The sequence below is a fragment of the Verrucomicrobium spinosum DSM 4136 = JCM 18804 genome (assembly GCF_000172155.1).
Lineage (GTDB): Bacteria > Verrucomicrobiota > Verrucomicrobiia > Verrucomicrobiales > Verrucomicrobiaceae > Verrucomicrobium > Verrucomicrobium spinosum.
The window spans coordinates 7,779,423-7,798,952 of the sequence record NZ_ABIZ01000001.1 but is presented as its reverse complement, the minus strand read 5'-3'; the positions used below and the strand labels follow the sequence as shown (position 1 = coordinate 7,798,952).

Genomic DNA, 19,530 nt, shown 5'->3' with positions numbered 1-19,530 from the left:
CAGAATTTACGGAATTTACGGAATTGAATTGGAGTTCTGCTGGGGCGTACTTGGCTTCACGCGGGTCTCACATGAGTTCTAAATTTTGTTAATTCCGTTAATTCTGTCTGAATCTCATCTTCCGCAAACTCATCGCCTGAGCACGAATTCCTTCGCGTTGACGAGCGTCCAGGCGAGGTCTTCGAGGGTGGCGCGTTTGTCGGAGGACTGGGAAAGGAGTTTGGCGAGGGTGGTGTGTTCTTCAGGGGAGGGGGCGCGGGAAAGGGCGTTCCAGAAGAGAGTGTCCACCTGCTCCTCCGGTGGGGCCTTGCTGTCCATCAGGCGGCTGAGGGCGTTGCCGCGGCGTTTGAGCAGTTCATTCACCTTGGGCCCGCTGATGAGGGTGAATGCCTGGCCCATGGTGGTTTCATCGGTCCGCTCGCACTCACAGGCCAGCAGGCGTGGAGGCTGGCCGAACTGGGCGAGGAGCTGCTCGCTGTCGCCGCCCACGGTGTCGCGTTTGCGACCGTTGGTGGGGCCGGGACGCTGCACGGCGCGGGTGATCTCCGGCCCCCAGCCGCGGAACTCCGGTGTGATGCCTGCGAATTGGTGCAAGGAGTCAAACAACTGCTCGGCACCGAGACGGCGCACCAGCGCGTGCGAATAGTTCTGCTGGTCGTCTTTGTTGGTGGCGTTGGGCTCGCTGGTGAGCTGATAGGTGCGGGAGGTCATGATCCGCCGGACGATCTGACGAAGATCATAGCCTGAGTCCACGAACTCACGGGCAAGCTGCTTGAGCAGCTCGGGATGGGTGGGCGGGTTCGTGGCGCGGAAGTCATCGACGGGGTCCACGAGGCCCCGCCCCATGAGATGGGCCCAGATGCGGTTCACCTGGGCTTCGGCGAAGAGGGCATTGGCGGGATTCGTGATCCAGTCCGCCGCGGCTTTGAGGTCGTTCTTGGCCGAGAGCGTCTGGGCATCGAGTTCAGCGGCGCCCAGCAGCTTCGGCTTCAGTTTCTCCCCAGTGCGAGGGTTGGTGAACTTCACCTCCTTCATCAGCTCCACGACCTGCTCACCGTTGAAGGCGTGTTTGTCATTCTTGTCCACGCCCTTGTTCTCCAGCACCTTGTAGTCCACGCGACCAAAGACGGCACTCCACTGGAAGTAGTCATCCTGTGTCCAGCGGTCAAAGGGGTGGTTGTGACACTGGGCGCACTGCAGCCGGGTGCCCAGAAAGACGCGGGCGATGCCTTCTGCCCGGGCATTGGGCTCGCGCATGGCACGGTAGAAGTTTGCCTCCGGCACGTCATAGGTGCTGCCTTGGGCGACCAGAATGGTTCGCGCAAACTGGTTTACGGGGACGTTGGTGGCCACGGCGTGCCGAATCCACTGGTGGAAGGCGGTCATGCCGCGCTTGTCCATCGTGCGGGACTCGACGCGGAGGGAGTCGGCCCATTTCAGCGTCCAAAAATCGGCGAACTCCTGGCTCGCCATGAGCCGGTCCACCAAGCGCTCGCGCTTGTCGGGTGCCTGATCCGCCACAAAGCGACGTGCCTCTTCTCCTGTGGGTGGGATACCGCAAAGATCCAGGTAGGCGCGACGCACAAAGACTTCGTCCGATCCCAGAGGGGAAGGGGTCATGCGCAGGGACTCCAGTTTGGCAAAAACGTGGCGGTCCACGTAGTTGTTCTGCTGCGTCGGCGTCCACTCAAAGTCCGGTCTGGCGGCCACAAAGGCCAGCCGTACCGGTTGCTGCTTGTTCAGATAGCGGACGATGAGGGTGGGCTCGCCATTCTGCAGTTTGGTGATTTTGCCTCCGGGTGTGATCTGAATCAGGCCCACTTGGGCAGGCTCATACACGGCTTGAGAAGTGACGTCCTCTTGCGACCCGTCAGAGAAGGTGGCGGTCGCCTTGAGCTGCACTTCGGCAGCGGGCTCCACCAGGATCTGCTCCTGCGGCGTGACGTCCAGCTTGATGAGCTTGCGTTCGCCGGGTTGATTCCGAGTGGCCCCTTGGGCAATCCAGTCGCGGAGGGTGCGGTATTCCCAGGAGTCTTTGGCAAAGCGTTTGCCGCCCTCGTGCGCGAGGGCCTGGGTGGCCTTGAGCAGCAGCAGGCTGCGATCAGGGTCAAAGAGGTTCACCCGCCGACCGCTCACGTCCTGGATGAGCGCGGCGTAGTCGTAGTCCAAATCATCGCCCCGGAGCGACATCTTGAAGCCGCCCTTTCCTGTGGCGTTGCCGTGGCAGGTGCCCAGATTGCAGCCCGCCTTGGCGATCACCGCTTGCACGTCATTCGTGTAGGAGATCTCTCCAGCCACAAGCGCGCCGCAACCCAGCAGAGGTGCAAGGGCAAGCGCGGAGGGCAGGGCTTGGAGCAGACGGAACGGCATGCCGGGGGCGGATCAAAAAGGGCTTCAGAGGAGAACGTTCCCGGCAGGGGGAATGTTTCGTGCCCACCCGCGCAGGAGCGGGACTGGGACTGGGCGCTTGTGCTTCAGGGGACCCGTGTCAAGGTGAGGCTTGAGCCCAAAGTGGAAGCTGGGCTTGCAACGGGAGGTCAACATGCCGGAACTGGCAGAAGTCTATTATTACGCGAAGCAGTGGGCGGCTGGGAAGGGCAAGCCGGTCAGCAGGGTGGAACTGCACGCAAAATCGCGTGTCTTTCGCGGCTGTGACACCGGGGAGCTGGAGGAGGGGCTGAACGGAGCGGCGCTCAAGGAGATACTGACCCACGGGAAGCAGATGTTGTTCAAGTTCAGCCGGGGGCAATGGCTGGCGGTGCACCTGGGCATGACCGGGGAGACGCGGGTGGCACCGCAGCCCTATGAAGCCGCCAAGCATGACCACCTCGTGCTCCACCTGCGCGATCGAGCGCTGATTTTCACGGATCCACGCCAGTTTGGCCTGGTGCAGTACCACCAGGGGAACGCTCTGCCGGAGTTCTGGCAGGCGCTGCCACCCGAAATCGGGAGTGATGCCTTCACCACTGCGCTGCTTACTGGGGTGCTGCAACGTCATGCCCGGGTGCCGCTCAAGATGCTCCTTCTCGATCAGCGCTATTTTCCCGGCGTCGGGAACTGGATGGCGGACGAAATCATGTGGCAGATGAAGTTGCCTCCTGCCACCCCCTCTGGAAGCCTGACCGGCAAGCAGGTCACTGCCCTACACCGTACCGTGAAGAAGGTGTGCAAAGGGGCCATGGACACGGTGGGGGTGGACTGGAGCGATCCTCCGCAAGACTGGCTCTTCCGCTACCGGTGGGAAGACGGTCACGTTTGTCCGCGTTGTCAGGCAGAACTGGTGAGGGAATCTCTGCGTGGGCGTACTGCCTGCTGGTGCCCTGTGTGCCAGAAACGGAACTAGCGTTCGCTTACGCTCGACCCACCCCATCATCTCTTTTGACGAGTACTTTCCCAATGTTCTTTGAGGCCCTTCCCGCACACGCCGCACTTCAAGACCTTTCCCAACTGGGGGCGTTCGCACCATCGGCTCCCGTTCACCTGGGACGGGCTCGGCACAAGGATCTGACCTCTGTGGGCCATTTGCTGGACCGGTTCCTCTCCGCAAGTGCGAGCGAGCTGGAAAGGCTGCGCGCGGAGAACCCCTGGCCGGTCCTTTCGCCGATGCTGGAGGGCTTGTCAGAGAACCCGGAAATCGCCCTCGCTGGCGAAGGCATCTTTGCACTCGCGCTCGGTGCGCATGCAGGGGGCTGGAGCTTGCAGCCAGCGGTCATTCCGGATGCTCTCGTCGGTGTGGTGTTGGACGCATGGCACCGCGTGCAGCCCGATGCTCCTCGAACCCTGCCGCCGCAGGTGGCGATGCCAGCCCTGGCCAATGCCCCGCTCTGGCCTGCGCTGCTGCACCTGCAGCCATTCCAGGCTGACTGGGAGCAGCCGTTGCGGCGCAATCACGTGCAGGTGCTGGGCGGCATGCTGCCGGGCTCGTGGATCATGGATCCCACGCTGCTCCCTCCCGGTGCGGTGATTCCAGTCTTGGAGATCGCGGCTTGGGAAGAGCTCTCGTTGCTGAATGCAGCGGGCCGGAGCTTTTTGATCTCTGATGCCTGGGGGAACGAAGGGGTGCCTCTGCCTGCCGGTGCTGATTGGTCAGCATCGATTGCCAAGGCCGTGGCCAAACCTCCGCAGGAACGGAGGATTCTGACCGAGGTGGTTGCCCCCTCAGAGGGTTTCCTCTTTGCCCTGTATGAGAAGGGGGCGTCGCGAACGGACTATCTGGGGGCGCTGGCGATGCATCGCGACCAAAGCGGCGCCTGGCGTGTCTCCCGGGTGGCGGTGTGAGGCGGAGACGCCGTTTCAGACGGTGATGCATTTTCAACTCTGGATCACTTGGGCTGAATTCGCGTGTAACCAGCGGGCTGATACGGCGTCATGCGTTGTATCACCATGCTATTCTCCCAAACATTCTTCTACCTTCTGATGGGGCTGGGTACGGCCGTGGGACTGCCGGCGTTGTGGCTTTTCACCCGGGCCAGGTGGCCTGCGATGGTGGAACGCAATCGGAACGCTTCCACCCGACGGCTGCTGGTCAGTCTGCTGGTGGGGCTGCCCGTGGTGGCGGTTGTCCTTCTGGCGGCCAAGGGGCTGAGCACCGGTGGCAAGCCCGTGTTCCAGATCGCGAACGTGCTGCTGGCCGGTGGGACGCTTCTATGGGCATTGGCCGGACTGGCGGGCCTGGCCACCCATGTGGGGGAGGTGCTGTGGCCCCAATTCAAAACCGGGGATGAGGCGTGGCGGGCGACATGGAAAGGCGGGCTCGTCGTGGTGGGTTGTTTACTGATACCCTTCATCGGCTGGTTCTTCCTGCTGCTGATGATGCCGGTGCTGGGTGCGGGCATCCAGGTGCGTTCGTGGTTCGGGCGCAGGCAGGCCCCTCTACCGCAGCCTGTCGCCGCTCCGCCCCTGCCGTCTGCGCTGGTGCCGGGGCCGCCCAGTCTGCCGCAGGCATGATCCGGCTTTGAATGCGCCAGTCGTCCACGTGTGACAGCGGGGTCCTGACATGAAAACGAGCCGACGTGATTTCCTCGTATCCTCCGCGCTGGCGGGCGGTGTGGGCATGCTGGCCTCCTGCGAGCGGGCCACCAGCCTGCTGAGCCATGAGGCGGGGCAGCGCCTGCCGGACTCCCTGACGGTGTGCGATGCGGTGGAGGTGGATCCGGGCTTTCACCTGCTGAGCCGGGCCACCTTTGGCCCCTGGCCGGGCGAGGTGGAGCGGCTCCGGGCCATGGGGCGGGAGGCGTGGATCGAGGAACAACTCCAACCGGAGTCTCTGGATGACACCCTCTGTGACCTGCGCACCGGGGCGTTTGAGTCGCTCCATTTCGAGCCGGGCAATGCGTGGGAGTTCCGCAAGGAGGTATTGCGTGACGAGATCACCCGGCATGCATTTCTGCGGGCGGTGTACAGCCGTCGGCAGCTCTTTGAGGTGATGGTGGAGTTCTGGACGGATCACCTGAACATCGACCTCGAAAAAGGGGACTGCATTTACCTGAAACCCAGCGATGACCTCCGGGTGGTGCGCCGGCACGCTCTGGGCAACTTTCGCGAGCTCATCCTCGCCTCGGCGAAATCGCCGGCCATGCTCACCTACCTGGACGGGCGGGACAACAAGGTGCGGAAGCATTTCCCCAAGGATGCCCCCAATGAGAACTATGCCCGGGAGCTCATGGAGTTGCACACGTTGGGCGTGGCAGGCGGCTACTCGCAGGAGGATGTGCACGAGGCGGCGCGCTGTCTCACCGGGTGGACGGTGGATCTGAAACGCGGCATGCTGAAGGATCTAAATTTCTTCGCCCCTGCCCGTGGCGTCACTTACTTCAAGCCAGACTGGCATGATGATGGGGCCAAGACGGTGCTGGGGCAGAGGATTCCCGCCGGAGGCGGCGAGGCGGATCTGGAGCGGCTGGTGGACATTGTCTGCAACCACCCCGCCACGGCGCGTTATCTGGCGGGCAAGCTTTGCCACCGTTTTGTCAGCCACGCGCCCGTTTCTCAGCTGGTGGACCGGGTGGCGGCGGAGTTCACCCGCACCTCGGGAGACATCAAGAGTCTCCTGCGGGTGATCCTGAACAGCCAGGAGTTCGCGGAGTCACGTAGCGCCCTTTTCAAACGGCCGTTCCGCTTTGTGGTCTCCGCCTTGCGGGCGGTGGCGGCGGATACCCATGCTCACAAACCGCTCCTGGATTATCTGCACCGGATGGGGCAGGGGCTCTTCCAGCACCCGACCCCGGATGGCTATCCGGACGAAGAGGCACCCTGGCTGGGCACGCTGCTCTGGCGCTGGAACTTCGCCTTCGGGCTCGCGGGTGGCAAGGTGCCGACGGTTGAGATCGATGGCCGCGCGTTGCGTCGTGTCCTCGAACCCGGTGCCAAACTCAAGGACCCGCCTTCGGCAAAGTTTGCCGACAACCTCTTCGCCCACGCCTGCGGCCGCCGCCCTGTGGCAGCGGAGCAGGAGGCGCTGACGCACCTGACGGATCCCGGTGAACTGCTCGGTGCCGTCCTGGCCTCCCCGGCTTTTCAGAGGTGCTAAAAGGGATTGAGGTGCCGTCCCGTTAACCAAGCACGAAGCACCAAGAACTAAGAACTTCATTCCCCATGCGCCTCCTCACCAACCTGGCCGTTTCTTCATCCCCTGTGGTGGATGAGGCCGGCAAGCACACTCTGGTGTGCATTTTCCTCCGGGGCGGGGCAGACACGATGAACCTCGTGGTGCCGTATGCGGACGATGTGTACTACCGGGCCCGGCCGACCATCGGCATCAAGCCGCCAGGGGGCGGGAGTGCGTCCGCCGTTCGTCTGGACGATCGTTATGGGCTGCATCCCATGTTGCAGCCGCTTCAGGAAAAGTTTGCCGAGGGTCGATTGGCGATCATCCAGGGGGTGGGGACAGACAACACCAGCGGTTCGCATTTTGAATGTCAGGACCAGATGGAGCATGGCGACTCCATGGGAGGCACCCCGGCGGGAGGAGGGTGGCTGGGACGGTTTCTTCGGGCACGGGCGAATCCCGCCACGGGGCCGCTGAGCGCGGTCGCCATCGGGACCACACTCCCGGAGTCATTGCGCGGGGCACCCGTGGTGAGTGTCATCCAGTCGCTCCAGGAGATTGCATTGAAGACGCCCTCCGGCGAGACGGAGGCCGCGGCTCAGGCGCTTGCAAAGCTGTATGGTGCGGATGTCACGCTACTGGGGCAGCAGGGGCGGGAGACGCTCGATTTGTTTGAGCGGGTCCGCCAGCTTCAGACCAACGACTACGCTCCCGCGCATGGGGCGCAGTATCCGAAGGAGGGCTTTGGCAACGGCCTGCGGGAGGTGGCCCGGCTCATCAAGGCCCGGGTGGGGCTGGAGGTGGCGTGCCTGGACCTGGGTGGGTGGGACACGCACTTCATCCAGGGGGCGGCAGAGGGGCTCCAGGCCCAGCGGGCCAAGGTGTTGGGAGACGGTCTGGCGGCGTTTGATGCCGACCTCAAGGAGCATCGCCAGAACGTGACCGTGATGGTGATGACCGAGTTTGGCCGCCGGATCTATGAGAACAGCTCCCTGGGCACCGATCACGGCCGGGGCTTCGCCACGCTGGTGCTGAGCGACCGGTTGCGGGGCGGCCAGATCCTGGGGGGCTGGCCCTGCGTGGTGGAGGAGACGCTCACCGGCCCAGGGGGCATGAAGATTGGCCATGACTACCGCAGTGTCTTCGGCGAGGTGTTGAAGGGGGCGATGGGCCTGGATCGCCCGCAGGAGGTGTTCCCCGTGTTCACCCCCCAGCCCGTTGGATTGCTCGCTTGAGATTTGCTCCAGATGAGCCAGTATCGGGACTCGCCATGGAGTACGCCCACAAGCTCAAAATTTCCCAGTGCCTCGCCTTTGGGCTGCTGTTTCAATACATTGGCTGGCTGATGAAGGGGCTGGATGTGGATGAAAAATCCGTGATCCTGGGCGGCAAGATCACCTTTGCCCTTGGCTACGTTCTCTTGATCTGGGGTGGTCTGCTGGCGGCCCGGGCCAAGAGGCAGGTGCAGAAAAAGGGGCTTTGGCAGGCTGTGGGCCTGGTGATTCTGGCCGTGGGCGGCTGGACGCTGGTCATGGCCCTGCTCATGAAGCTGGGTGAGCCGATTTGGTTGCACAAGCGCTTCACGGGGTTGCTCGTCCTGGTCATCGCTGAAGGCTGGCTGCTGAACTGGTTGCACAGTGGAAAAAAATCTGACAACCAGTCAACTGATTCCCACGAATCCGATGCGAGCGCCGCGTCGTCGCCTACATGATGTTTCCCGCCCTGCCCCATGAAACTCTGCACCATTGCTCTGGGTTTGCTCTTCCCGTTTGCCTTGGGTGCGGCGGAAAAGGAGCAGAAGGAGGACAAAGACAAGGCTCCGAAGCTGCGCCTGCAGAATCCAGGCATGGAAGGTGGAGAGGGCGTGCCGCTTGGCTGGACGGGCAAATTTGGCGACTGCATTGTCACGCGTGACACGGCGGTATTTCATGCGGGCAAGGCCAGCCTCTGTGTGGATCGCAGCACCCTTTCGGACAATCGCAATGCCTGCGCCCACCAGATGGTGAACATCCAGCCCGCTTCGAAGATCACGCTGAGCGGCTGGGTGAAGACGGAGGGCATGGGCAAGGTGAACTTCGCGGCCCAATTTTTTGATGAACGATTCACCACCAACGACTGCTTCCCGGTGAAGACGCTGGAGGGCACGCATGACTGGCAGGAACTGGAGGCGGAGATCACGGTGCCGGAGAATGCCAGCAAGCTCGCCATCGCGCTCTATGTGGAGGGGCAGGGCAAGGCCTGGCTGGATGATGTGAAGCTGAAGGCGGAGGGCATCAAGGTCGCCGTCGTGAAGCCGGGCGCAGAACCCAAGGCGCCCGGAGCACCCGCTGAGGTGAAGAAGGTGCCGGTGACGGCTGTGCCGGGTTATTTCCCTGATCGCCCCCGGGCCTGGAAGCTCTTTCATGAGAGTCAGGTGCGTCGTGCCGAAGAGGGCGGGTTCGAGGTGGCCTTCCTGGGCGATTCCCTCACCCAGGGCTGGACCACCACCGGCCGTGAGGCCTGGCAGAAGATCCTGGTCCCGCTGAAGTCAGCCAACTTTGGCCTCGGCGGCGATACCACCGGCAATCTCCTCTGGCGCCTGGAAAACGGACTTCTGGAAGACCAGGACCCCGCCCCCAAGGTCGTCGTGCTCATGGTGGGCCTCAACAACCTCTGGAGCGGGCAGAACAGCAGTGAAGAGGTGGTGGCGGGCCTGCGTGCCGTGGTGGAGAAGCTGCGCAGCAGCGTTCCCAGCAGCCAGATCCTCGTGGTGGGGCTGCTGCCCGTGGGTGCCGAGCTCACCGACATCAACCGCCAGCGGGCCACGGAGTTCAACGTCCTGGCTGCCCAGCTTGAGGAGTGGAACAACGTCAGTTTCCTGAACCCCGGCGTCAAATTCCTCCGCCGTGACGGCAAATTCCTCGAGGGCCTCTTTCAAGCAGACAACATCCACCTCACGGCCAAGGGATATGACCTCTTTGCCAAAGAACTTACGCCCGCGGTCATGGAGCTCTTGAAACCGGCCGAGCCGGCGGCAGAACCCGTGAAGGTGAAGCAGGAGCTGGGGCCGGTGGGAAGGTAGGGAATGAACCCAGCGGCCCGCGGGCTGAATCCTGGAGATGCAGAGCAACCCTGTGAAACCCCGGCTCTCCCCCTTTACCTTTCCCAAGCCGGAAGATCCACCTGACAAGGTGGTCCTTCGCGACATCAAACGTCATGGCTGGCATCTGATGCACATTGGTCCTGAGGGAGACTTGCCCCAGTTCGCCTTTTCCATCGGCTTCTACTATCAGTTTCTACAGCCTGAAGTTCTGGTCATGGGGCTGGGCGTGGAGAAATCTGCCAACCTCTTGAATCATATCGGCGAGACCTTGCTCTCCGGAAAGGTGCTTTCTCCGGGTCGGGATGCTGAGTATATGGCTGGATACCCTGTGGAGTTTCGCCCCGTCCATATTGCTCACTATCGGGAGCATCTTGGCTACGCGATTTGGTTCTACCGGTCTCTTCCCCAGGCGTTTCCGGCCATGCAATGCCTCTTGCCTGACAAAGCCGGAAAGTTCCCCGGTGACGAGGGTTATGACATTCGCTATGACGCTTTGCAAAAAAACCTGTCCGTTGGTTAGAGAAAGGTAACCTTCGGCGCTACCTCGATCCGCCTCACGCGGCGGGCTTGATGCATGACCTCGATCGGGGTATGAGGTGTGCATGGTTTTTCTTTGTACTTGAATGAACTTCGGGCGGGCATCTGCCACCAAGAAAGCCAGGTTTTGTGCTACCGAAGGTTCGTCAACTCAATCAGCCATGGGACGCGTCGCACGAGTGAAATTCTGGATGGCAATGCTCGTGACCATTGTCGGGTTTGTCGGTTGGTCCGCGTCTGGGGCTGCCGCAGAACGGCCCTCCACCATCCGCGTTGGCGACCCCGCCAAACCACAATGGGCATGGGTTGATGTTCCCCAGGCGGTGGTGCGGCAGACCATGACAGTCTTGAAGTCTCCAGTGGAGCAGTGGATGGTAAACAACATGATAGACTATGGCGACACGCCTCAGCACGTGGTGATCTTTTATGATGGGAACTGGGAGAGCTGCCGCTATGTGATTCAACGAGGACGATGGATCCGCCTCAGCGGCGAGGAAGGGCTCAAGATCATATCAGGCATGTTCGGGACGAGGCTGGGAGCTTTGAACGCAGAAACAAACAAGGATGATGCGGGACGCCTCTGTGGGAGTCTCGCGGTTCTGCATAAGGGGCCCAAGAGGACTTATCTGTCATCCGACTTCTGGACTCGAAACCCCTCCCAGAACGCCTGGATGGCGGGGGCGATCAAAGAGAAGCGCACGCTGAAGCAATACTTCATCGATCCCAAAATCGAAGGGAATGGGGCGGAAAAAACCCTCACCTGCTGGATCATCACTGGCAAAGGCGGCGTGGAGCAGTGGCGGATTCGTATTTCGCAACGGGAGGGCACGGGCAGGATCGTCGGCATCACTGTCGATGAGGTGACGAAGGAAGGCTCCTTCTCCTGGGGACTTGTTCCCTGAAGGGAGAAATTAAGCCGCCGAAGTTCGGTCGTTTCCAGGCTACAGATAACTGTTCACGCAATCGCGTATGAATGCCCTTATCGTTTACGAAATTGAGCCGTTCGATGAAGATGATCACGCGACCACCCGGCAGGCGATCTTGGAGGCGGTCCCGAATTCGGTAGCCTCGATAGACAGCTATACCGGGGCGCCGGTCATGCTGCCGGGAGCCATGATTCTGGTGTCTCCCGCACCTGACTGCGATGTGAGCAAGTTGCTGCGCATGGCGACACGGGCTGTCAAGGATGCGGGAGTGAAGCTGACAAAAATATGCGTGGTGTTTTTTCAACCCGCGGACAGTGATTTGCAGATTATCGACTGAGGACGGGATGCCTGTTGAGGTCCACGTGTCTAGCCCCCTCCGATCTGCACGTCGGGTCTATGAGTGTCACCGTTGTTGCACGAGAGCGCAGTGACGCCAAGGGCGTCATACAAAGTAGCCCAGGGTAAGGCGAGGTACGAGCTGCCACCCTGGGTGCTTGGACGGCGGGCCAGAACTCCAAAGTGAGTTCTACAAACTGTGACCGCACCCCTGAGGTGTCCACTGCATGCAAGAGGGGCGTCGCTGGGTGGGTTGGACGGTTTGTTGAACTCCCTTGGAGCTCCTGCGTATTCCGATGGTCCCCGGGCTCTTGCGTATCACGCCGTTGGCGTGGGGTCTCCATTTTTAGAACGCGAAACACGAAATCACTTTCTGTTTAAGCTCTGTATCGTGTTAGTCTGACGTGCATCCTCCCCTGCATTTTTCGTTTTGCACTCATCGTTGCCGTGCTCATCTGCTGTCCCACGATCAGGGCTGAAGCTCCGCTGTATTTGACCTACGAGATCAAACAAGAGACATCTCTCGCCGACGCAACAACCAGTTTCAATGCTGTCGTTAAGGATTGGATGACGAAGCACGGTGTGGCGGCGCTAAAAACGGCAGAGCTTTTCAACGCATTAGCACTCGGAGGGGACTCCCATTTGGATCTGGAGCATCCGGGACTGGCAGATCTATCACGCCGTTGTTTCAAGTCGGGAAGTCTGCCGAGAGGAGCCTGTGTCATCCTCAAAAACGGGGCTTGGTTAGGTGAAGCCGAGGGGAATGAGGCCCTTGTTCCCATGGTTTACATCTTCGTCTTCATCACAACCCGGCCGGATGCCAACTTTGCGGCGGTGCCCAGCCCCGAACAAAGCGCTGAGTGCCGATGGCTTCCGGTCAGGGTGACGATGATGCCTGAGGTGAAGTAGTCTTCTATCGGAAAGCGCATCATCGTGCCGGCCAAGTGCATCTGGCATGCGAACTTCGGCGCAACTCCGCCCGCCTGTGCTTATCCTGACTGTTCTCATGGTGCGCAGCGGGGGCGGACGACCTGGGTGTCTGACGGGCTGACCATTTTGTCCAGAGCGTTCGCGCAACCAGATGTGGTTCAAGGATAAACGCGATCACGCAGAACATATTCCTATTTTGGTTCTGGATCGCAGAACTGGCGAGAGTTGCGGCGTTGCTGGCAATACTATCCTTAAGGATAGTCGTTTCATTTATGAGATGGATGTCAAAGATGTGACGAATGAATGAGGCAGACTAATGCGGTGGTCGAAAATTATTCTTTTCGAATACTACCAATGCAACAACAAAATTTTTAACATTATAGGATTGCAAAACAGGGATACATCATGAAGTATCGGCGGTATCACAGGTCCGGATGGTTGTCAGCCATGGATCAGGCGAGTTCCTAGTGGAACAGCCTATTGGAATTTTCACTGGGAAACACCCCCCCTATTCCCAACAACAGCATTCACGCCGCCAATGGCTGATCGGGCTTTGCCGCGTTCGGTCTGACGCAGGCGTGTCATTTGGAAGCCGCATTCTATGAACGCTCCATTCCGCAGGTGTCGACATGGCAAAAGCATTTGGTCGTGTCTTTTCGGTGCAGGTTTGCTGCTCGTTACCGCGGAGCTTGTTCCGGCGAGTTGGTCTGACGCAGACATGGATGGTGACAACGATACCTGGACAGATTCGGGAACGCAGGTTGCCACGACTTTGGCAGACATGAACATGCAAGGCCTGGATCTGGACTCGGACGGAGTCAGCAATGCCGATGAGGCCACGGAGGAAACCAATCCGTACTCGGGTGACACGGATTTCGATGGCATGACGGACAGTGAGGAAATCTTCGCCGGATGCAATCCGCTGGTGGACGATGCTCACGCCGACTATGACGGAGATCGTTATCCCAACATCTTCGAGGTCAAAAATTCTTCTGATCCATTTGCGGTTGGATCTATTCCCACGCCTCACTACGTGGTGGATCCCAATGGCGGTGGAACACACACCAGCCTCTATGAACCGAGCTACTGGGCCTACAACTACGAGATCATTCTGGTGCAGCCGGGCACCTACTCCGGATGGGAAAACACAGGCATTACCCTGCATGGCGACGTCCTGTTGATTTCAGCTGATGGAGCGGCCACCACAATCATAGATGGTCAGGGGACCAATGCCGGGATCTCACTTTATGGCAATGCGGTGGTTGAGGGGTTTACCATCAAGAACACTTCCAACTACTATGGAGGAGCCGTTTACGCTACGAGCGGAAACCCATCGATCATCAACTGCATCCTTCTCAACAACAAATCTGATGGAACCGTGGGAGGAGCGATTTACACTTCCGGGGCTGATCTGATGGTGGTGCATTGCACGGCAGTCGGGAATGCACCCCATGGCATCCATGCCGACAGCAGTGCCATTACGGTTCACAACTCCATTTTCTGGAACCGCCAAGGTCTTGAGACACTTTTGGAAAACGGCGCAACGCTGGAAGTTTCCAACTCCATCTTCAGAGGTGGCTATGCCGGAACCGGCAACTTGTCGTCAGATCCCCAAGTGACGCCGCAGGGCACGCTCAAACACAACTCACCCGCCATCAACGCGGCGGCGGCGCTCTACACCTCGGGCAAGGATGTCCATGGTGAACCCCGCCCCACCGCCACGGTGCCTGACATCGGGGCTGATGAATGGCTGGATTCCGATGCGGATAATCTTCCTGATGCCTGGGAGCAGCAGGTGTTTGGCGGGCTGTCGCATGACGGCACGGCTGATGGAGACTCAGACGGTTTGAATGACTTGGGGGAATATGGATTTGGATCAGATCCCGCGCTGGCAGATGCTGATGGCGATGGGGCCAACGATGGGGCTGAGTTCGCGGCCGGAAGCAATCCCTTCTCCAGCGACTCGGATGGGGACAACCTTCCCGATGGCTATGAAATAGCCGAGGGCCTGAATCCAGGAGACGCAAAGGATGCTCTGGATGACAAGGACGGCGATCGTGTGCCCAACTTGTATGAGTTTCACCGCAGCACCAGTGCTGGCACGCCGGATACGCTTGTGCCGGACTTCACTGTCGATGCGAATGGATCCGGCACCCATCTGACCATTGGCGACGCCGTCACCGATGCCAACTACGTCGGCGACTGGCAGGTGATCTTGGTGAAGAAGGGAACTTATTCCGAAGCCGTCGACCTGTATGACAAGCGCATCCTGCTGCTTGGGGAGCTGGGCAGCGATCTTCCGCAGATCGTTGGCCCCATGTACTACAGTGCCGTCAGCATCACTGCTGGGGATGTGGTGGTGGACGGATTTGTGATCAAACATCCAGATGCTTCCAGCAGTGCCCGGGGTATCTACGTGAGCCTGTATGAAGGGAGTGCCGTTCGTCTGGCGAATACGTTCATCACATCCAACTTCCAGTCATATGGCGGCGCCGGACTCTACCTTGCTGGCGGGGAGTGCCGTCTGGATCACTGCACTCTCTTCGGCAATGGCGTTCCCACTGGACATTCCTCTTCTCAACCTGTCGAAGGACTTGCCATCTATGTGGACGATGGTGCATTGCGCCTGCGAAACACGATTGTGTGGAACCCGGGGGGCCCGGTCGGCAGCACTCAGGTACAGGTGGATCCCGGGTCACAATTCGAAGCGCTGAATTCGATCATCCTGGGAGCGGAGCATGGAGCCTCTGGGAGTGATCCGCTGCTGACGGCTTCCGGGCACCTGCTCTTGACCAGTCCGGCAATCAACCCCGCTGGTGGTTTGCTCTTTTCCATTCCGTCGCAGGATGTTCATGGTGAGTCTAGAACCTCTCCTCCCGACATTGGGGCAGATGAGTATGTGGATTCAGATGCTGATGGTCTTCCGGAATGGTGGGAGATGCTCCATTTCGGCAATCTCAGCCATGATGGCACGGCAGATGGCGACAGTGATGGTTTGAATGATCTCGGGGAATTTCTGTTTGGAACCAATCCAGCCGTGGCAGACGAAGACGGTGACGGAGCCAATGATGGGGCTGAACAGGCTGCTGGCTCCAACCCACGTGATACTGACACCGACGACGACACCATTCCCGATGGCTATGAGATTGCCAAGGGGTTGAACCCAATCGATCCCAGAGATACCCTAGAAGACAAGGATGGAGACCGGGTGCCTAATATTTATGAATACAACCGTGGTACGGACGCGGCTGTGGCGGTGGCTCTCGTGCCCGATGTGACGGTTGACCCTGCGGTCAATCCCGAGACAGCGACCGTGAAGAAGACCATCTCGGCGGCCGTTTCGGCAGCCAATTCCCAGGCGGGGGACTGGAAGCTCATCTTTGTCAAGAAGGGTACATACACGGCGGCACTGTCACTCAGCAGCAAGCGCATCGCCTTGCTTGGTGAGAAGTCGCCCACGCCACCGGAAATCGCTCCGACCACTGCCAGCACAGCGCTTTCTATTTATTATGCCGATACAGTCGTAGATGGGTTTGTCATCAAGCATCAGAACCCCCAGCAAAGTTCCAATGGGATATACTTCTCCCTGTCGCAACCGGCTCGGGCGCGCATCTCCAACTGTTTCATTCAAGAGAATCACGATGACTATGGAGCAGGAATCAACGTGATCGGCGGAGAATGTCTTGTGGATCATTGCACATTCGCCAGAAACAACGTCCCGACCGGTGCTGGGATCTATACGTTGGCTCCGGTAAATGGGCTTGCAGTGGCCGTGCAAAACACGGCCAAACTCCGGATGCGCAACTCCGTCGTCTGGAACACAGGGGCCCCTGCAGGGAGCACTCAGATCTGGGTCAATTCGTACGCAACGGTGCAGGTTTCGAGCAGCATCATCCTCGGGGCCGAACACGGAGCTTCTGGCGCAGATCCGCTGCTTGACCGCTATGCGTGTTTGCTGCCGGGCAGCCCAGCCATCAATGCGTCGGGCTCAGGTGGCTTCTCTCTGGCGAACACCGACATTCATGGTGAAGCGCGAACCAGCCCCGCCGATTTGGGCGCTGACGAATATGTCGATAGCGACAGTGATGGTCTGGCGGACTGGTGGGAGACCAGGTTCGTCGGCAATCTTTCCTCGAACGGTTCCGCTAATCCAGATGCGGATGGTCTGACTCATCTGCAAGAATACCTCTTCAGCAGCAATCCCACGGTGGCGGACACGGATGCCGACGGTGCCAATGACGCGGCCGAGCAGACTGCCGGAACCAGCCCATGGGACGCGGATACGGATGGTGATGGCATCCCGGACGGATATGAAATCAGCAAGTCTCTGGCTCCCTTGGACTACCGTGACGCATTGGAAGACAAAGACGCGGACCGCATTCCCAACATCTATGAATACAATCGCTCTTGGGACGCGAACAGTGCCAGCAGCCCTGCGACTCTGACGCCAGACGTGACGGTGGACCCCGCAGTGGTGACCGAGACTGCCACGGTGAAAAGGACGATCGGAACAGCTCTGAGTACGGCCAAGTCTGCAGCTGGTGATTGGAAGATCGTGATTGTGAAAAAAGGGGTGTATCCGGAGTCAGGGCTGAACCTCAGCACCAAGAGGATTCTTTTGATGAGCGAGCGCGCGGCCGCACCTGCGGTAATCGCATCGTCCACTACCACTGCTTGCGTGAATCTTACTTTGAGCGGGTCGGTTCTTGACGGAATCGTTCTCAAACACACCTCTCCACCTCACCTTAGCAATTATGGCGCGTATATCTCTGTCAGTGGATATCTGGCCCAGGTGCGGATTGTTGATAGCGTGATCACCGACAATGCCGCCTCCAGTGGTGCCGGCATCTACCTTGCCCAAGGGGAAGCCATTGTTGACCATTGCACATTGTTCAATAACAAAGGCGGGCAGTGGAATGGAGGAGGAGGGCAGGGCCCGGGAGTATACCTTTCCTACGGCACCAAGGTGCGGGTCCGTAACTCCATCCTCTGGAATCCCACGACCACGGTGGGGGTGCAGCAAATTAACGGCGGCAGCAACACTGTGGTGGAAGCTGACAACAACCTGATTCTGGGCGGAGAACATGGCGGTATCAATCTGGATCCTCTGCTCGATGTCTATGGCTATCTGCGCGCGGGCAGCCCTGCTATCAATCCCTCAGGCGGTGTCAATCTGGCCTCCGTCACCAAGGACATCCAGGGTGAAACGCGCACCAATCCCGCAGATCTAGGGGCAGACGAGTACGGGGACAGCGATGGCGACTCGTTGCCTGACTCGTGGGAACTCCGGTTCCTGGGTAATCTCACGGCCAATGGCAGCACGGATTCTGATGGTGATGGCCTGACCAATGCCCAGGAATATACCTACGGAAGCAACCCAGGGGCTGTAGACACCGACGGGGACGGCACCAATGACTCTGCGGAGCATGGGGCGGGCACAGACCCGTGGGACTCCGACACGGATGACGACGGCATTCCCGACAACTATGAAATCGCCAAAGGTCTCGATCCTCTGGACCTGAGGGACGCGCTGGAAGACAAGGACGGCGACCGGATCCCCAACGTCTATGAATTCAACCGCTCGTGGGATGCCAACAGCGCCTCCAGTCCCGCGTCGTTGGTTCCCGATGTCACGGTGAATCCTGCGGTGAATCCTGAAACCGCGACCGTTAAAAAGACGATCACGGCCGCCGTGACTGCGGCGAACGCGCAGTCCGGGAGCTACAGGATCATCCTCGTGCAGGCGGGTGCCTACAGTGAGGCGGTGACGGTGAGCTCCAAACCGACGCTTATCCTGGGTCAGCGTGGGTACAGTCCACCCGTGCTTAACGGAACGTCGGGCCAGTCAAGCATCAGCCTGCAAAAGAAGGACTCGGCTGTGGATGGCATCGTGGTCCGGCATGCGACAGGGCTCCAGGGCTCAGCGGTGTACGTCTCCCTGGCACAGCCCAACGAACTGGCCCGGGTGACCAACTGCATCTTGACTGGCAACACCAAGTCCTCAGGTGGAGCTGCCGCCCACATTTATCGTGGGGACTTGAGCCTGGCGCACATCACGGCGAGCCAGAACAAGGCCTCCTATGGTGGTGTGTTCAATGTGGACTCTGACAACACGTTGAGTCTGGAAAACTCCATTGTCTGGAACACCGGGCTAAGCACTGGAGTGGCGCAGATCTACAAGGCCTCCACCGCCACGGTGACGGTGAGCAATTCCATCGTTCGCGGAGGAGAATTTGGGGGGCAGAATGTCGATCCCGATCTCAGCCCGGAATCGCTGCTGCTGCCAGTCAGTGCGGCCATTAATCCCTCAGGTGGTATGGCGGTGGTGGGACTGGACAAAGACATCCATGGGGAAACGCGCACCTCGCCACCTGACCTTGGAGCGGACGAATTTGTGGACACTGACAGCGACGATCTGCCTGACGCTTGGGAGCAGCGGTTCTTCGGCAACCTGACCAAGAATGCCGACGGCGACGATGATACTCCTGCTGGTGATGGCCTGGAGAACCTTCTGGAATTGTTCTTCGGGCTGGATCCCACAGATCCGGATACTGACAACGACGGCATTGATGACCTTGATGAAGCCATTGCTCTCGCCGGCGCCAACATGTCCGATCCCGCATCGTGGCTTGCCGATCAGGACGGCGATGGACTTACCCTCTACCAGGAACTCCTGGCAGGAACTGACCCCAACCTCGCTGACACCAACGGCGATGGTTATCAGGACGGATTTGGTGCACCGGTGATCAGTTCTGTCAATCTTGACCATGATGGCGATGGCATCAGCAACGCCAGCGAAATCGTGGCAGGTACCGATCCCTTCAAAGCTGATACGGATGGGGATGGCTACAACGACAACGTCGATGCCTACCCACTCAATGGCAGTCTGCATGCCCCCATCGCTCCTGATCCAGGAGACACGATCGCACCCACCATCATTCTGTGGGAGCCCGGGGATGCGGTGAAGCTTCCGTGAGAGCAGACGGAACACTTTAAGAAAACGACAAAGATCAACCAGGCCAGATTGAGGACAACGTATGACACAGGCACGGAAAAAGAAGTGGGTGCTAACTCTGCTTGGCGTGACGGCAGCTTTCGCAGCGCTTGGCGTGGTGACATGGAATCTCGTAGCTCCGAAGACCGACTCGCCGTCGCAACAGCAAAAGGGGTCG

13 protein-coding genes are annotated in these 19,530 nt (G+C 59.7%); 12 read left to right on the top strand and 1 reads right to left on the bottom strand.

Features of this window, described 5'->3' with window-relative positions:
* Positions 1-129: 129 nt before the first annotated feature.
* Entirely contained in the window at positions 130-2,370 is a 2,241-nt protein-coding gene (locus VSP_RS31370; protein WP_009965719.1) for a DUF1549 and DUF1553 domain-containing protein, read from the bottom strand.
* A 130-nt stretch (positions 2,371-2,500) separates the two neighbouring features.
* Between VSP_RS31370 and VSP_RS31365 the strand changes: the two genes are divergently transcribed.
* The 12 genes from VSP_RS31365 (at position 2,501) to VSP_RS31310 (ending at position 19,334) form a co-directional block, all read left to right on the top strand.
* Positions 2,501-3,343 (top strand): Fpg/Nei family DNA glycosylase, encoded by an 843-nt coding sequence (locus VSP_RS31365; protein WP_157211168.1) that lies wholly within the window; start codon positions 2,501-2,503, stop codon positions 3,341-3,343.
* A gap of 53 nt (positions 3,344-3,396) precedes the next feature.
* Complete coding sequence (locus VSP_RS31360) at positions 3,397-4,278, top strand: hypothetical protein (protein WP_009965717.1); 882 nt, start codon at positions 3,397-3,399, stop codon at positions 4,276-4,278.
* A 105-nt stretch (positions 4,279-4,383) separates the two neighbouring features.
* A complete protein-coding gene (locus VSP_RS31355) occupies positions 4,384-4,947 on the top strand; it encodes a hypothetical protein (protein ID WP_009965716.1) in 564 nt (187 codons plus the stop codon).
* Positions 4,948-4,996: 49 nt separating this feature from the next.
* Complete coding sequence (locus tag VSP_RS40370) at positions 4,997-6,529, top strand: DUF1800 domain-containing protein (RefSeq protein ID WP_009965715.1); 1,533 nt, start codon at positions 4,997-4,999, stop codon at positions 6,527-6,529.
* A 65-nt stretch (positions 6,530-6,594) separates the two neighbouring features.
* On the top strand, positions 6,595-7,782 hold the full coding sequence (locus VSP_RS31345) for a DUF1501 domain-containing protein (protein ID WP_009965714.1): 1,188 nt from the start codon (positions 6,595-6,597) through the stop codon (positions 7,780-7,782).
* A gap of 35 nt (positions 7,783-7,817) precedes the next feature.
* Positions 7,818-8,258 (top strand): hypothetical protein, encoded by a 441-nt coding sequence (locus VSP_RS31340; RefSeq protein ID WP_009965713.1) that lies wholly within the window; start codon positions 7,818-7,820, stop codon positions 8,256-8,258.
* A gap of 18 nt (positions 8,259-8,276) precedes the next feature.
* Positions 8,277-9,608: a GDSL-type esterase/lipase family protein gene (locus VSP_RS40365; RefSeq protein WP_009965712.1), complete on the top strand. Its 1,332-nt coding sequence runs from the start codon at positions 8,277-8,279 to the stop codon at positions 9,606-9,608.
* A 37-nt stretch (positions 9,609-9,645) separates the two neighbouring features.
* Positions 9,646-10,149 carry a DUF4262 domain-containing protein gene (locus VSP_RS38315; RefSeq protein WP_009965711.1) on the top strand — a complete coding sequence of 168 codons (504 nt, stop codon included), beginning with the start codon at positions 9,646-9,648 and terminating at the stop codon, positions 10,147-10,149.
* Positions 10,150-10,327: 178 nt separating this feature from the next.
* Entirely contained in the window at positions 10,328-11,068 is a 741-nt protein-coding gene (locus VSP_RS31325) for a hypothetical protein (protein ID WP_044133725.1), read from the top strand.
* Between the two features lie 67 nt (positions 11,069-11,135).
* Positions 11,136-11,429 (top strand): hypothetical protein, encoded by a 294-nt coding sequence (locus VSP_RS31320; protein ID WP_009965709.1) that lies wholly within the window; start codon positions 11,136-11,138, stop codon positions 11,427-11,429.
* Positions 11,430-11,920: 491 nt separating this feature from the next.
* Entirely contained in the window at positions 11,921-12,337 is a 417-nt protein-coding gene (locus VSP_RS31315) for a hypothetical protein (RefSeq protein WP_075089351.1), read from the top strand.
* Between the two features lie 802 nt (positions 12,338-13,139).
* Positions 13,140-19,334 carry a choice-of-anchor Q domain-containing protein gene (locus tag VSP_RS31310; protein WP_157211166.1) on the top strand — a complete coding sequence of 2,065 codons (6,195 nt, stop codon included), beginning with the start codon at positions 13,140-13,142 and terminating at the stop codon, positions 19,332-19,334.
* Positions 19,335-19,530: the final 196 nt, after the last annotated feature.